Annotated in this window: 13 protein-coding genes; 9 read left to right on the plus strand and 4 right to left on the minus strand. The window is 59.0% G+C overall.

Annotated features, from left to right (window positions below):
• Window positions 1-8: 8 nt before the first annotated feature.
• Genes HW450_RS01490 through HW450_RS01500 form a run of 3 tightly spaced genes read right to left on the minus strand, consistent with a single transcriptional unit; the run spans window position 9 to window position 3,263 of the window.
• The gene (locus HW450_RS01490) at window positions 9-1,274 is read right to left on the minus strand and encodes a DUF418 domain-containing protein (protein ID WP_182386274.1); all 1,266 of its coding nucleotides are present in this window, start codon (window positions 1,272-1,274) and stop codon (window positions 9-11) included.
• 52 nt (window positions 1,275-1,326) lie between these two features.
• Window positions 1,327-3,027: a DEAD/DEAH box helicase gene (locus tag HW450_RS01495; protein WP_182386275.1), complete on the minus strand. Its 1,701-nt coding sequence runs from the start codon at window positions 3,025-3,027 to the stop codon at window positions 1,327-1,329.
• The gene (locus HW450_RS01500; protein WP_232843295.1) at window positions 3,024-3,263 is read right to left on the minus strand and encodes a DUF3039 domain-containing protein; all 240 of its coding nucleotides are present in this window, start codon (window positions 3,261-3,263) and stop codon (window positions 3,024-3,026) included. Before HW450_RS01500 ends, HW450_RS01495 begins: the two co-directional genes overlap by 4 nt.
• Before the next feature lie 58 nt (window positions 3,264-3,321).
• On the opposite strand from HW450_RS01500, the gene HW450_RS01505 reads away from it, so the two are divergent.
• From HW450_RS01505 to galE, 6 genes are all read left to right on the plus strand, one after another.
• Window positions 3,322-3,756, plus strand: a complete 435-nt coding sequence (locus HW450_RS01505; protein ID WP_232843296.1) for a DUF3099 domain-containing protein — start codon at window positions 3,322-3,324, stop codon at window positions 3,754-3,756.
• 12 nt (window positions 3,757-3,768) lie between these two features.
• Window positions 3,769-5,259, plus strand: coding sequence for a DUF7782 domain-containing protein (locus HW450_RS01510; RefSeq protein ID WP_182386278.1), 1,491 nt, complete (start codon window positions 3,769-3,771; stop codon window positions 5,257-5,259).
• 2 nt (window positions 5,260-5,261) lie between these two features.
• On the plus strand, window positions 5,262-5,696 hold the full coding sequence (dtd, locus tag HW450_RS01515) for a D-aminoacyl-tRNA deacylase (RefSeq protein WP_182386279.1): 435 nt from the start codon (window positions 5,262-5,264) through the stop codon (window positions 5,694-5,696).
• 82 nt (window positions 5,697-5,778) lie between these two features.
• Complete coding sequence (locus tag HW450_RS01520) at window positions 5,779-6,768, plus strand: sigma-70 family RNA polymerase sigma factor (RefSeq protein WP_269149332.1); 990 nt, start codon at window positions 5,779-5,781, stop codon at window positions 6,766-6,768.
• Window positions 6,769-6,945: 177 nt separating this feature from the next.
• Window positions 6,946-7,626 (plus strand): metal-dependent transcriptional regulator, encoded by a 681-nt coding sequence (locus HW450_RS01525; protein WP_182386280.1) that lies wholly within the window; start codon window positions 6,946-6,948, stop codon window positions 7,624-7,626.
• Window positions 7,627-7,651: 25 nt separating this feature from the next.
• A complete protein-coding gene (galE, locus tag HW450_RS01530) occupies window positions 7,652-8,635 on the plus strand; it encodes a UDP-glucose 4-epimerase GalE (protein ID WP_182386281.1) in 984 nt (327 codons plus the stop codon).
• A gap of 7 nt (window positions 8,636-8,642) precedes the next feature.
• Here the strand turns inward: galE and HW450_RS01535 are convergent, their stop codons facing one another.
• Window positions 8,643-9,743: a DUF4192 domain-containing protein gene (locus HW450_RS01535; protein ID WP_182386282.1), complete on the minus strand. Its 1,101-nt coding sequence runs from the start codon at window positions 9,741-9,743 to the stop codon at window positions 8,643-8,645.
• A gap of 216 nt (window positions 9,744-9,959) precedes the next feature.
• Here HW450_RS01535 and HW450_RS01540 point away from each other — a divergent pair, with 216 nt between their 5' ends.
• The 3 genes from HW450_RS01540 to HW450_RS01550 all read left to right on the plus strand — a co-directional run bounded on the left by HW450_RS01540 (window position 9,960) and on the right by HW450_RS01550 (window position 14,679).
• On the plus strand, window positions 9,960-10,898 hold the full coding sequence (locus HW450_RS01540) for a PAC2 family protein (RefSeq protein ID WP_182386283.1): 939 nt from the start codon (window positions 9,960-9,962) through the stop codon (window positions 10,896-10,898).
• Between the two features lie 62 nt (window positions 10,899-10,960).
• The gene (locus HW450_RS01545; protein ID WP_182386284.1) at window positions 10,961-13,501 is read left to right on the plus strand and encodes a DEAD/DEAH box helicase; all 2,541 of its coding nucleotides are present in this window, start codon (window positions 10,961-10,963) and stop codon (window positions 13,499-13,501) included.
• Window positions 13,502-13,749: 248 nt separating this feature from the next.
• A complete protein-coding gene (locus HW450_RS01550) occupies window positions 13,750-14,679 on the plus strand; it encodes a LysR substrate-binding domain-containing protein (RefSeq protein WP_182386285.1) in 930 nt (309 codons plus the stop codon).
• Window positions 14,680-14,699: the final 20 nt, after the last annotated feature.

The following is a 14,699-nucleotide window of genomic DNA, read 5'->3' on the forward strand; positions in this document are numbered from 1 at the left end:
GCAAGGGGCTACGACTGAGCCCCCGCGGGTTGCTGATAGATACCAAGGGACCCGCTTGGCCCATAAGACAGGCGACGGTGCAGTGCCTCGAGTGGGCCCCGCTTCCCTGCTCGTTCGAGACCGTATGCCCCTACAACGCTGACCAGCCACACCACCACAGCGATGCCGGTAGTCTCTGCCGCGCCCAGGCCCTGGCCTAAACCGAGCCCGTAAGGCATAACGAAGATCATGAAGGCCACCGACTGGAACACATAGCCGGACATCGACCTTTTGCCCAGCGCTTGGATTGCTACGAGCGGCTCAGGGACCTGTCCTCCATTGGAGACGGCACGCTGCAGTCGCTGCACGGCAAGAGCAATCATTGCCACAATGCCAGGGCCGGTAAGTACTCCGACGCCCGAATTGATAAGGAAGAGTCCAGGTTCCCAGCTAGTAGGAAGCACACCTATACCAGACAGGCCAAGAGGCACGCCCATCCCGAGCATCACGATCACAGAAATAACCGCCCACCACACCAACATCCGCCGGTGCTTATCGACGTCCCACAGCACGCCACGGCGGGCAGCAACAAAGCCGACAATCATCAGCGGGCCGATCATAGGGATCAGCATTGGAAGGGAAAACGGCAGGGCAACCGCCGTGATACCGCCCACAATTAGCTGCCCGAGGTACGATCCGGTATCGAATGATCCAAAACTTGCGCCGATACCAGAGTTTCCAGACATGGCTTGCCCCATGATTTCAGAGTTCCCGAAAACCACGGCAAGGATTCCTAGCCCCGTCATCGCGAGGGCATTCAGTGCGAACAGCACTGCGGCGATGATGAGCAGAGTTTTATCTTTTAGAGTGAGACACAACGCAAGGATTATTGCCAGCACTCCGTAGGTGAGCATGATGTCGCCGTGGAACATGAAGACGCAGTGCACCAGACCAAAAAGCGCCAAGTAGCCGTAGCGTTTCATCAGCTTCTTCCGTGCATCGGATAGTGGGTATCCGCGTCGGTACAGGCTTAAGGAAATCAAACCCACACCAAAGCCCAGCATGGTAGCGAACATCGGGAGGCCACGGACGTGGAACAGCACTGCGCCGACCATGATGGCTATCTTGTCCCACACACTGTCATCGACGACGCCACCCATGAGCTTGCCAAGTGGCGCGTCCGAAACATTAGCCCATGTCGTGGTGATGTTTGCTCCTGCGATACCGAGCAAGGTTAAACCTCTGGCAAAGTCGGGAGCTAGCATTCGTCCTGTGCGTGGAGCAGGTGCAGTCATATTCGACGATAATCCTCACAAACCAATACGTAAACGTTGAACGGTTCCTAAGCTACCATTTACGCAAGTAGGCGATACGGTCGCGCAGCTGCTCCGCAGTACATAGCGCCGTCGGCGGGCCACCGCAGGCATTGCGGGCCTCGGTGTGGATCGCTCCATGCGGGCGACCGGTACGTCCCGAGGTGATTGAGACCAACGCGTTCAATTCCTTACGCAACTGTGGTATTTCATCAGCAGCGAGTTCCGAACGCTGCACAACCTTCGGTTTGTTCGCCTCAGCTGCCTGGTGTCGCTTTTCCTCGGCGGCCCGGGCTTCAATCTGCTCAGCTTGCCGTTGGCGCAATAAGGCGCGCATCTGATCGGCGTCGAGAAGCCCCGGCAACCCTAGGTAGTCAGCTTCCTCCGCCGACCCAGTGAATGCTCCCGTGCCGTAGGTGGAGCCGTCGTAGATGAGCGAGTCTAGTTCCGCCTCAGCGCCCAGAGATTCGTAGGACGGCACATCGTCCTTCTCGTTTTTCTGCTTGTTGGCGTCTGCGAGTAGCTCATCATCCCAACCTTCCTTCGGCCGGTCTGGCTTCCCCAGCACATGGTCACGGGAGGTCTCCAGCTTGGAGGCTAACTCCAGCAGGACCGGGACCGACGGCAGGAACACCGACGCCGTCTCCCCTGCCGCGCGCTTACGCACGAAACGCCCAATGGCTTGCGCGAAAAACAGCGGGGTCGACGCCGACGTCGCGTACACGCCCACCGCTAGGCGAGGCACATCCACGCCTTCCGACACCATGCGAACCGCGACCATCCACTCGTCGGTCCCTGCGGAGAAGCTCTCGATGCGTTCGGAGGCGCCGACTTCGTCAGAAAGAATCACTGATACCGGGGTTTCTGACAGCTGCTCCAAGATACGCGCATAGGCACGGGCCGTGGTTTTATCGGTCGCGATGACGAGGCCACCGGCATCGGGGATGGATTGCCGCAGCTGGCGCAGCCGGATGTGAGCTGCTTGCAGCACCGCCGGGATCCATTCCCCTCGCGGATCGAGGGCCGTTTTCCAGGCACGCGCTGTCTGTTCCGCATTCAGTGGCTCCCCCAGCCGTGCTGCGTACTCATCGCCCGCACTGTCTCGCCAGCGGGCTTCACCCGAATAGGCCAGGAACACCACGGGGCGCACCACGCCGTCTTTGAGTGCGTCGGAGTATCCGTAGGTGTGGTCAGATTGGGACACCAGGTGCCCCTCCCCGTCCTCCACGTAGCGCACGAAGGGGATTGCGGAGTCGTCGGAACGAAATGGTGTACCCGTGAGCGCCAGGCGCCGCTCGGCATCTTCGTATGCGATTCGAATGCCATCGCCCCAGCTGCGGGCGTCACCACCATGGTGGATCTCATCGAGGATCACCAGCGTCCGTCGCGCAGTGGAAATGGCGTGATGCTTGTAGGGGTGCATTGCCACCTGCGCATATGTGACACAAATGCCCTGGTATTGCGGGTTCACCACACCCGAACTGTTGCTAAAGTTCGGGTCCAAAGAAATGCCAAAGCGCGCCGCGGACTCCGCCCACTGCACCTTCAAGTGCTCAGTAGGAACCACCACGATGACCCGATCCACGGTTCGGTTGCCGAGCAGTTCGGAAGCCACCGTGAGCGCAAAGGTCGTCTTACCGGCTCCCGGCGTTGCTACTGCGAGGAAGTCCTGGGGCTTTTGGTCAAGGTATTTATCCAGCGCTGCTTGCTGCCAAGCGCGAAGCTTTCTACTCACTTCTTGCGCAGACCTCGGTAAATGCGTTCGCAGTCTGGGCAAACAGGGCTACCTGGCTTGGCTTGCTTAGTCACTGGGAAGGTCTCACCGCACAACGCTACAACCACGCGGCCGTTCACAGCAGAATCGAGGATCTGGTCCTTTTTGACGTAGTGGAAGAACTTCGGGGTATCGTCGCTAGTTCCGGTATCTTCCCGGACGTCGGTCTTTTCGATGGTCTTCGTTAACGTACTCACGTTACCTATCATGCCCCATCGTGCATGCAGATGTAGCAACGGGATTATGGTTGACGGTATGAGCAGGGATTCAAAGCAAAAACGGCGCCGCTTTGCTTTTCGACGCCCTAAAGCCACACTCATCACTGACGCACAGCGCTCTCCGCTGGAAAATTGGGAGCACCGTAAGCGCGTCTACAACTGGATTCAATTTTCCCGTATTCCGTTTCTCCTAGCGGCTGGAGCTGCTTATATGTGGCTACACAGTTGGATTCTGGCAACAATACTGTTCATCATTTCCATCCCGCTGCCGGGAATTGCCGTGATCATCGCAAATGGGGCTGGCGAGCCGAAAGATAAGCGGACCAAACAGGTATACAAGCCGCAGATGGCTCGGCACCACCACCAGCAGCTACAGGCCTTGTCAGAGCAAAAGCCGCAACGGCACCAGCTTGAAGCTGGGACGAACACCAACTCCGATCCCGAACCCCCTACCATCATCGACCACGACTAATCAGGAACCCTAGTGACCTTTTCCCCTTCTAACCTCGCCAGCATTGCCCCTAACCTGCGCGAGCTGTTTCGCACGCACAATTTCACGGTGAGCGGCATCTCGGATTACCTGGGCCCGGCAGCTACCGACGCGTGGCGGCGCGGCGAACCGGAAGCAGTGCGCCGCAAACTCGGTTCAGACCCACTCGGGGTGTTGATCGCTGCATTTATCCTGAAAGATCCTGTCACCGCGGCCACGGCTCAGCTAGTGGGTGAGGACGTTCTAGCGCAGCTCACAGATAACGGACGCGTGGCAGCGGACATCATGCCGCACGTCATTAATGACACCGACCACTGGGTGTTCTCCGACGTGGATGCCTCCCTCATTCAGCATGTGCCGGGCCCAGATCATGTTCTCGGGGTGGGGGCAGCGTCGTTGTCGTTGCTGGGTACGGTCCCACTCACTCCGGTTCAGACCTTGTTGGATTTAGGGACCGGGTCCGGGGTTCAGGTATTGGGGCAGCTGGGCGTCGTGAAGCAGCTCACCGGCACCGACGTTCATGGCCGCGCCCTCGACTACGCCCGGGCCACCCTCGCGGGCCACTCACATGTTGAGCTGTTGCAAGGGTCGTGGTTTGAGCCGGTTGCGGGACGACGCTTCGACCGCATCGTCGCCAACCCACCATTCGTGGTGGGCCTTCCCGAGGTCGGGCACGTGTACCGCGATTCCGGCCTCAACCTCGATGGGGCGAGCGAGCTGGTGATTTCGCAGCTCGTCGATCATTTGGAACCCGGAGGCACTGCTCACGTGCTGGCGGCGTGGGTTCATACCGATTCCGAGCGTTGGCAGCAGCGGGTAGCCAGCTGGTTACCCGATAACGGGGTGTGCGCTTGGGTCATCCAACGCGACGTGGTTGACCCCGAGATGTATGTGGGCACCTGGCTACGAGATGAGTCGATCGACCCCCGCTCCGAAGAAGCAGCGCAGCGCACCCGCGTGTGGCTCGACCACTTCGACCGGCACGGCGTGACCGGCATTGGCTTCGGCTACGTCGCCGTGCAACGCCTTGACGACGCCACCCCCTCCGATATCGTGGCCGAAGAAATGCCCCAGGCGTTCACCGACCCTCTCCGCGACGAAGTCACCGAGCATTTCCTTCGCTCCGAGTGGCTACGAACCGTATCCCCGCAGGACATCCTTGATTCTTTCTATCTGCTGCGACCGTCGGTGGCTACCGAATCCGTTGCCGTTGCCAACACAGACAGCGGTATGGGGCTCACAGACACCGTTCTTCGGCTGGTCCGCATGGACGGGCCGCGGTGGAGCCACGAAATTGACCAGCACTTGCTCACCATCATCTCCGGATTGCACCCCGCAGGCCTCAGCCTGGGCGACGTGATTGGCCTGTACTGTATGGCTAATGACCTGGATGAGGGGACTCTCACCCCGGCCGCACTGGGAGCGTGCATAGATTTGATTCGCCACGGGTTCCTCATCCCCGCCGCACTCATAGAAACGGAGTAACGATGAAAGCAGTGCTCACCCGCGTGACATCCGCCAGCGTCACCGTGGACGGCGATGTCGTCGGTGCCATCGACTGCCCCGAGACCGGCGGGTTGTTGGCGCTGGTAGGCGTCGGGCGGGACGACGCCCCGGATGCCTGGGAGACGATGGTACGCAAAATCGCGGAGCTACGGATCCTTGCCGGCGAAACCTCCGTCGAGGATGCGGGAGCCCCTGTGCTGCTCGTCAGCCAATTCACACTGCACGGCCGGACCGCGAAGGGGCGCCGGCCGTCGTGGTCGGACGCCGCGCCGGGCGATATTGCGGAGCCGGTGATCCAGAAGATTGCCGCGGGTTTGCGGGCGCGGGGCATCACTGTTCAGGAAGGCAAGTTTGGGGCAATGATGCAGGTAGCAAGTGTTAACGACGGCCCGTTCACCGTTTTGGTCGAAACATAAAAAACTTTTTTAGCGATTCGGGAACTATCCCGCAGCCTCGGCCGTTAGGAAGGATAGAACCTACGACGAGCAGGAGGCACTTATGACTCAAGCGTCCGCAGACTTTATGGATGACACGGAAGTTGACCGCGGTAGCCGTCGTGGTCATACGAATGATAATCCGTCCGCGGACTTGGTTCGCGTGTACCTGAACGGTATCGGCAAAACCCCACTGCTCAACGCGGAGGAAGAAGTCGCCCTCGCTCAAGATATTGAAGTGGGCCTGTATGCGGAGTATCTGCTTAAGCACGAGGCTGATTCCCTCACCCGCGCCAAGAAGCGTGACCTGAAGGTCCTCGCCAAGGAAGGTAAAAAGGCTCGCGCTCACCTGCTTGAGGCCAACCTACGCCTGGTGGTGTCCCTAGCCAAGCGCTACACCGGTCGGGGCATGCCACTGCTCGACCTCATCCAGGAAGGCAATCTTGGACTCATCCGCGCGATGGAAAAGTTCGACTACTCCAAGGGCTTTAAGTTCTCCACCTACGCCACCTGGTGGATTCGTCAGGCCATCACCCGCGGTATGGCCGACCAGTCCCGCACCATTCGTCTCCCAGTGCATCTCGTAGAACAGGTGAACAAGCTCTCCCGCATTAAGCGTGAGTTGTATCAGAACCTGGGACGTGAGGCGACTAATGAAGAGTTGGCAGCCGAGTCCGGTATCGACGAAGCAAAAATCGAAATGCTACTACGCCAGTCTCGTGATCCAGTGAGCCTGGATATGCCAGTCGGCGCAGACGAGGAAGCCCCGTTGGGCGACTTCATTGAGGACTCTGAAGCCACTGACGCAGAGACTGCCGTCGTTGCCTCATTGCGTCATTCTGATATCCGCTCCGTGTTGGACACCCTTGAGCAGCGGGAACAGGATGTTATCTGTCTGCGTTATGGCCTCGATGATGGCGTGCCACGCACGTTGGATCAGATTGGCCGCAAGTTCGGGCTCTCCCGTGAGCGTGTCCGGCAGATAGAGCGTGAAGTGATGGCAAAGCTCCGTGATGGTGAGCGTGCCGACAAGCTTCGCGACTACTCTCTGTAGCCCAACTCTTCCAGCCCCTTGTGGTGCCAGTTCCGCGCACGCACAAGGGGCATCAGTGTTTAGTGACTCACAATCGAAAATCATGCGCTAGGATAAGCCTACTGACGACCGGCACATTTCCTGGATCGCCGTGTGATACTGGCCACTTTCTGGGCCCTCAAAGAAAGGTCATCGTTCGTGAAGGACTTGGTTGATACCACCGAGATGTACTTGCGTACCATCTACGAACTGGAAGAGGAGGGTATCGTTCCGCTGCGTGCCCGTATCGCAGAACGACTCGAACAGTCCGGTCCTACCGTAAGCCAGACCGTCGCCCGCATGGAACGCGACGGCCTCGTCGTCGTCGCTAGCGACCGCAGCTTGCAGATGACTCCCAAAGGACGATCCCTCGCCATCGCCGTGATGCGCAAGCACCGTCTCGCGGAACGCCTCCTCACTGACATCATTGGCTTAGACATTGAAAAGGTCCATGCCGAGGCCTGCCGGTGGGAGCACGTGATGAGTGATGAGGTCGAGCGTCGCCTGGTGGAGGTGCTTGGCGAATCCACCACGTCCCCGTTCGGCAACCCCATTCCCGGCCTCGCGGAACTGGGCGTTTCTGATCCGGATGCTCCGCTGGGCCAACGTCTCATTGACCTTCCACGTGACCTCACCGTCACAGCGCGCGTGACCCAGATCAACGAAATCATCCAGGTCGAGGAAGAACAGATTGTTCGCCTGCGCGAGGCCGGGATCCGGCTAGGCGCGGAGGTCGTGGTAACTAACCGTGCCGACGGCGCCCACATCATTCACGGCGATCACGAGCTCACCCTTCCAGAGGACATCAGCCACGCGATCCGCGTGGAAGTCCACAAGTAACCCACAGTTGAGAAGGAAAATACCGATGAAGGTTTTGGTGACCGGCGGTGCCGGTTATGTCGGCAGTGTCTGCGCCCATGTTCTTGTGGAACAGGGGCATGACGTTACTATCCTGGACAACCTCACCACTGGTAACCGCGAGGCCATCGCGTCCGGAGCGCAGTTTGTGGAAGGCGACGTCAAAGACATGATCGACTCCGTACTCGCGGCTGACAGCTTTGACGCAGTGCTGCATTTCGCGGCTCGTTCGCTCGTCGGAGAATCCGTGGAAAAGCCCGACGAGTACTGGCACGACAACTTCGTCACCTCATTGGCGCTTCTCGACGCCATGCGCGCGCACGGCGTGAACAACCTGGTGTTCTCCTCAACCGCAGCCACCTATGGCGAGCCTGAGGTAGTCCCCATCACCGAAGACATGCCCACCTCCCCCACCAACCCCTATGGAGCCACTAAGCTCGCCATCGACTACGCGATTACTTCCTACGCCAACGCCTACGGTCTCGCTGCGACGAGCTTGCGCTACTTCAACGTCGCTGGCGCCTACGGCTTGGTCGGCGAAAACCGCGAAGTGGAAACACACCTCATTCCCCTCGTACTCCAGGTTGCTCTTGGGCACCGCGACAAGATCATGATCTTCGGCGATGACTGGCCCACCCCGGACGGCACTCCGGTACGCGACTACATTCATATCCGCGACCTCGCCGACGCGCACCTGTTGGCTATGGAAGCAAATGTTGCTGGCCAGCACCGCATCTTCAATCTTGGCTCCGGGGATGGCTACAGCGTTCGCCAAGTCATCGACGTCTGCCGTGAAGTCACCGGTCATCCGATCCCCGCTGAAGTTGCCCCACGCCGTGCCGGCGACCCCGCGACGCTGATCGCGTCCTCCCGCAAGGCACAGGAGGAGTTGGGCTGGCAGCCGCAGCGCACAGACCTAAAGACGATCGTGTCTGATGCGTGGGCATTCACCTCTCAGCTTGGTGATGCGGCGCATAGCGCGCGCCGTTAAGAGCTTGTCACGGGTTTTTCAGCGCCGCCAAGGCAAGCTCGGATCCCTCCCGGCAAGCCTGGTGGACCAGCTGCAGCCCGCCGCACTGCAAAGCTTGCATCATCAGATGGGAAAGCCGGTGGGCTGGATCTTCCTCGAACGCACACTGTAGCGCCTGTGGCACCCGGTGGCCCCGTTCCGAGAAGGACGCCGCCAAAGCTGCACAACACAACGCATTCACCCTGGTGACCCCAATGGTTGCGCGTGCAACAGCCACGCACAGCCGGAAGAACCCTTCGGCGTTATCTGACACTGCGAACTCAAGCAACGGATCGCGCAAGGCGGACCGCGCGAAAAATGGCGCTATTTGTTCGACGTGTTCCAGCTCGGCCACGAGATCCCGCACCGAAATGTCCTCGACTAGGATCTGGTCAACCAGTTCAAAGAGATCGTCATAGAGGTTGTCCACCAGGGTCTCTGCTTCCGCCGGCCCACTATTGGAGATCGCCCGCAGCAAAGAATCGGCGTGTTGTGTCGCGGCGGCTCCCAGCTGAGCGGCTTCCTCCACACTCACCAGCTTGTCATCGCGGGCGAAGAACTCCAACGCGTCATCCCTGCTGGCGTCGGGGAGCTCACCACGGCGTCGGAAAGCTGCCATGGCTGGTGCGGCAACAATCTCCCCGATGGTGCCCTCGTCCCAAAACGCCTTGCCACTGGTGTACGGCCCAAGGCTATCGGCGGATTCCCCACCAATTCGCACGTAACGAGCACCTGAGTACAGCTCCGGGACATGCCACATCGCCACCAGCGGAACTTCCAACTCGCAGCATTGCCGTTCGAATTCCAGAGCAGTGGCTTTGGTCCTCTCATCACCAATGACTGCTGCCATCACCAGATCAGGGTCCCAAGCGGCAATATATTCAGCGAATTCTGAAATAGCTTGCAGGTCTGGCATGTCCACCCGGAACATCGGGCCGAGGTGATACTCGCCTCGGCATTCGTCGGCGCAGTGGAGCTCGAGGAGGAACACCACCAGGCAATCGTCGGGATGGTATCCCAGAGCGCCGGGAATGTTGGACATCAGGAAACCTGGACTTACTTGTTGCATATTTTTTTGAGTGTTGGTCATGGCGCACAGTATGAAAGGCACATCCTCTGGCTGCACCAGGCGTATTTCGGATGTGGGCAAAAACTGTGGAATTTGCCAGTTATCCACAACCTGATCCGCGTCTTGCCACACAGCAACAGCAGAACATGGAATAATCGGGAACCTATACCTGTTGGAAGCAGTACGCGGAACATAGTCCGTATCCTGCTCCGCAGCAGTAATGAGGAGGTTAAAGAGATGAATCGCCGCGAAGCATCCATGTACGAACTTGAGTACCCGGCTCCCGAAGTCTCTCAAGAAGGGCCCCACGGTCCCACCCTCGTCGTTGCTTTGCAAGGCTACGCCGACGCCGGTCAAGCAGTAGAATCCGGTGCCCGGCACCTCCTTCAGGCCCTCGACCACCGCCCCCTGGCGACGTTTAACACCGATGAGTTGATCGACTACCGCTCACGTCGCCCCGTAGTGACCATCGAACACAGCGAGGTCATCGACGCGGACGAGCTCGAACTCAACCTCAACGTACTACGCGACAGCGCCGGCACCGCTTTCCTGCTGTTGTCCGGTCCAGAACCAGACCTGCGCTGGGAGGCCTTCACCACCTCCGTCGCTGACCTGGTGGAGCGGTTCGGGGTGCAACAAACCATCTGCCTCTACGCGGCGCCCATGGCAGTTCCCCACACCCGCCCCCTCGTGGTATCCGGGCATGGTAATTCGAAAGAGCTGCTCAGCCACCTGTTTTCCATTGATTCCCGGATTAATGTCCCTGGGTCTGCATCATTGCACCTTGAGCGGTTACTCAACAAGCAGGGGCGCAACGTGGCTGGCTTTACTGCCCACGTGCCCCACTATTTGGCGGCCTCGGACTACCCGGAGGCTACGTTCCGGCTGCTGGACGCGGTAGCACACGCAGCCGGGCTGCAACTGCCACTCGCAGCATTGGAAGCCGATGCGGAAAAGGTGCGCGAGCAAATCGAAGAACAAATCCAGGACTCGCACGAAATCCAAGCGGTGGTGCACGCCCTGGAAGGGCAATACGACGCAGAAATGGAGCGTTACCGCACCGAACATCGGGGCGAGATCCTCCCAGGGGAATCCAGCATTCCTTCCGGTGAAGAACTGGGCGCCGAGTTCGAACGTTTCCTCGCGGACTTAGACAGCGACCAAGAAGAGGACTAACAACTACCCCGGCGGGACCGTTTCCCACCCCTGATGGCGTGGCGCCTACTACTGTGGAGTAGGTGAACCTTAGCCAGATGTTGCCTGACCTTAGTGAAGTACCAGAGTCCCTATTTGACGAGTCGATCTTCGATTCTTTCCTGTCCTGGACTCGTGACAAGGGGATCTCCCTCTATCCGGCTCAGGAAGAGGCAGCTCTCGGGATTCTTGCTGGCGACAACGTCATTTTGGCCACGCCCACTGGGTCTGGAAAGTCCATGGTGGCCATTGCGGCGCATTTCATCGCTATGGCCCGTGGGCAACGCTCGTTCTACACCGCCCCAATTAAGGCGCTGGTGAGCGAAAAGTTCTTCTCGTTGTGCGAGATCTTCGGCCCGGAAAACGTTGGGATGATGACGGGCGACGCCACAGTCAATGGTCGCGCGCCAATCATCTGCGCTACCGCTGAGATCGTAGCGAACATTGCGCTCCGCGACGGCGCAGAATCGGACATTGACCAGGTGGTGATGGACGAATTCCATTACTACTCCGAGCCGGATCGCGGCTGGGCGTGGCAGGTTCCCCTCCTCGAGCTACCCAAAGCGCAATTCCTACTCATGTCCGCAACGTTGGGCGATACGACGTTCTTGGAAAAGGATCTGCACCGACGAACTGGACGAACCAGCAACGTCGTCTCAGGGGCCGAGCGCCCGGTTCCCCTTGAATTTTCTTACGTCTACTCCCCTGTGCATGAGACCATTGAGGATCTTCTTAAGTCCGGGAAGGCGCCCATCTACGTGGTGCACTTTACGCAGCGTGAAGCGACGGAACGCGCTCAGGCACTCACCTCCATGACGTTCCTCAACGCCGAGGAAAAAGAACGCATTGCTGCAGAAATCGGAGATTTCCGCTTCACCACGGCGTTCGGTAAAACCCTCTCCCGCCTGGTGCGGAAAGGAATCGGTGTGCACCACGCGGGCATGCTGCCTAAGTACCGGCGCCTGGTGGAAAAGCTGGCGCAAACCGGCTTACTCAAAGTCATTTGTGGCACGGACACGTTGGGCGTTGGTATTAACGTCCCGATCCGTACCGTCCTCATGACCGGCCTGACCAAGTTCGATGGTGCGAAAATGCGCATGCTCAAGTCCCGCGAATTCCATCAGATTGCGGGCCGCGCCGGTCGAGCTGGCTTTGATACCGTGGGGACCGTCGTCATCGAGGCCCCTGAGCATGAAATCGAAAACTACCGGCTCCGGCAAAAGGCGGGAACTGACCCGGCGAAGTTGAAGAAAATTCGCAAGAAAGTCGCGCGCCAGGGTGAGGTCACGTGGACCGCGAGCACCTACGAGCGACTCATCTCGGCAGATCCGGAACCAATGGTGTCGCAGTTCCGGGTCAGCACATCCATGCTGCTCAACGTGCTCTCCCGGCCTGGTGATGGATACGAGCACATGCACAAGTTGCTGCGTGACAATCACGACACCCGGGCCAAGCAGAACAAGGATATTCTCACCGCTATCGAGTTGTTCCGCGGATTGATGGCAGCGGGGATCGTCGAAAAGGCGCCTGCAGGGCGGGACGACGCCGGCCGCCGCTATCACCTGACCCAGGAGTTGCAGCGGGATTTTGCACTCAACCAGCCGCTCGCTCCCTTCGCGCTCGCCGCATTGGAGCTGCTGGACAAAGAGTCCGAAACCTTCGCCTTGGACGTGGTCAGTGTTTTTGAGGCGATTTTGGACGATCCGCGGCAGATCCTCATTGCGCAGCAAAAGGCCGCGCGAGGTGAGGAAATCGCGGCGCTAAAGGCCGAAGGAGTCGATTACACCGAACGCATGGCCATCGTTGAGGACATCACCTGGCCTAAACCTTTGGAAGATTTGCTGGAGGACGCGTACGAGACGTATGCCCAAGGCCATCCGTGGGTCCTTGAGTTCCAGCTGTCGCCGAAGTCCGTGGTGCGCGACATGATCGAGCATGCCATGACGTTCTCCGACCTCGTGTCCACCTATGGCGTGGGCCGTAGTGAAGGCGTGGCGCTGCGCTATCTCACTGACGCTTGGCGTACCCTGCAGCATTCCGTACCGCGGGAATACCTCACCGAGGAGCTTGAGGACATCATCGTCTGGCTTGGCGAGCTCGTGCGCCAGATCGATTCCTCGCTAGTGGATGAGTGGGCGCAGCTGGCAGATCCTGATGCCCCGATTTCGGCTGATACCGTTGCCCGGGAGCTGGCCTTCGGTGTGGAAGATCCTACTGCGCTGTCCGCCAACCCGCGGGCGCTGAAGATCATGATTCGCAATGCCATGTTCCGACTGGTGGAGCTGTTTGCGTACGAGAAGGAAGATGAACTCGCGGAGTTGACGTCCTATCTGGATGAGGTGCCAGATTTCGGCGCCGCGATGGACGATTACTTTGATGAGTACGCGGACCTGGATGTGGGCCCGGCCGCCCGCGGGCCCCAATATTTCACCTTGCGTACCACGGGACGGATGTGGCAAGCGGAACAAATCATCAAGGATCCAAATGATGACAATGCTTTCGCATTCGAGGCGACAATCGACCTCGATGAGTCTGACAAGGACGGTGAAATTCGCTTCGCAACTCTGAACATCCGTCAGAGTTAACCGTAAATTAATTCAATAGGCAGTTATAAAATCCGAGGTAGAACGCTATAAAACTGCAGTTACCCCCGGTTAGAGGGCATTCCTATGTGACTAGTAACTTAAAAAATGTTTAAATTGCAAAAGGAAACTCTGTAACTGAATCGTTATATATGAGAGTTCCGTGGGGTGGAGGTCACCCCTGTGTTCGATCATTTTCGGCAGGAAACCTCCCATCCACTGACCACCATAAGTTTGATGAGGAATACACCATGGCATCTCGCGGATACCGCCCTACCCTGGCACAGCTGCGAACCTTTGTAACGATCGCTGAAACCAAGCACTTTGGCACTGCGGCAGCAAAACTGTCGATTTCACAGCCTTCGCTGTCTCAGGCTCTTGTTGCTTTGGAGTCCGGTCTGGGAGTCCAGCTCATCGAACGCTCCACCCGTCGCGTCATCGTCACCCCGGTGGGTGAAATGCTGCTGCCTGAGGCAAAGGCCACGCTCGACGCCGCTGACAAGTTCCTCATGCACGCCCAGGGCGCGGACGGTTCCCTCTCTGGTCCCCTCACCATCGGCATGATCCCCACGGTTGCCCCATACATCCTCCCGAACTTCCTTCGGCTCATGAAGGAGCAGTTCACCGATCTTGAGCCCCGCATCGTTGAGGCTCAAACCGAGCAGCTCGTCGCCCAGCTCCGCGACGGCCACCTGGACGTCATCCTGTTCGCCATCCCATCCGGCAAGCAAGGGTTGGTTGAGGTGCCGCTCTACACCGAAAAGTTCGTCATCGCGCTACAGGAAGGCCACCCGCTCGCTGGCCGCACTGATCTCGACCTGAACGCATTGAAAGAGCTCAACCTGCTGCTCCTTGACGACGGCCACTGCCTCCGCGACCAAGTTGTGGACCTGTGCCGATTGGCTGACGTTCACCCCACCACCACTCGGTCTGCCGTGGCACAGGCCTCCAGCCTGGCCACCGTCATGCAGTGCGTGGCCGGTGGCATGGGCGCCACACTCATCCCAGAATCCGCGGTGGAGTGGGAAGCTCACCGTCCGGGGATCGCGATCGCAGAATTTTCCCCTAAGGTGCAGGCCGAACGCACGATTGGCCTTGCGTTCCGTTCTTCTTCGCACCGTGCGGAGGAGTTCAAGGAATTCGGCAGCGTGATTGCCAAGGCCTTCGAAGCAGCGCGCTAGTCACCTAGTACTACACTGGT

This window comes from Corynebacterium hindlerae (assembly GCF_014117265.1).
GTDB lineage: Bacteria > Actinomycetota > Actinomycetes > Mycobacteriales > Mycobacteriaceae > Corynebacterium > Corynebacterium hindlerae.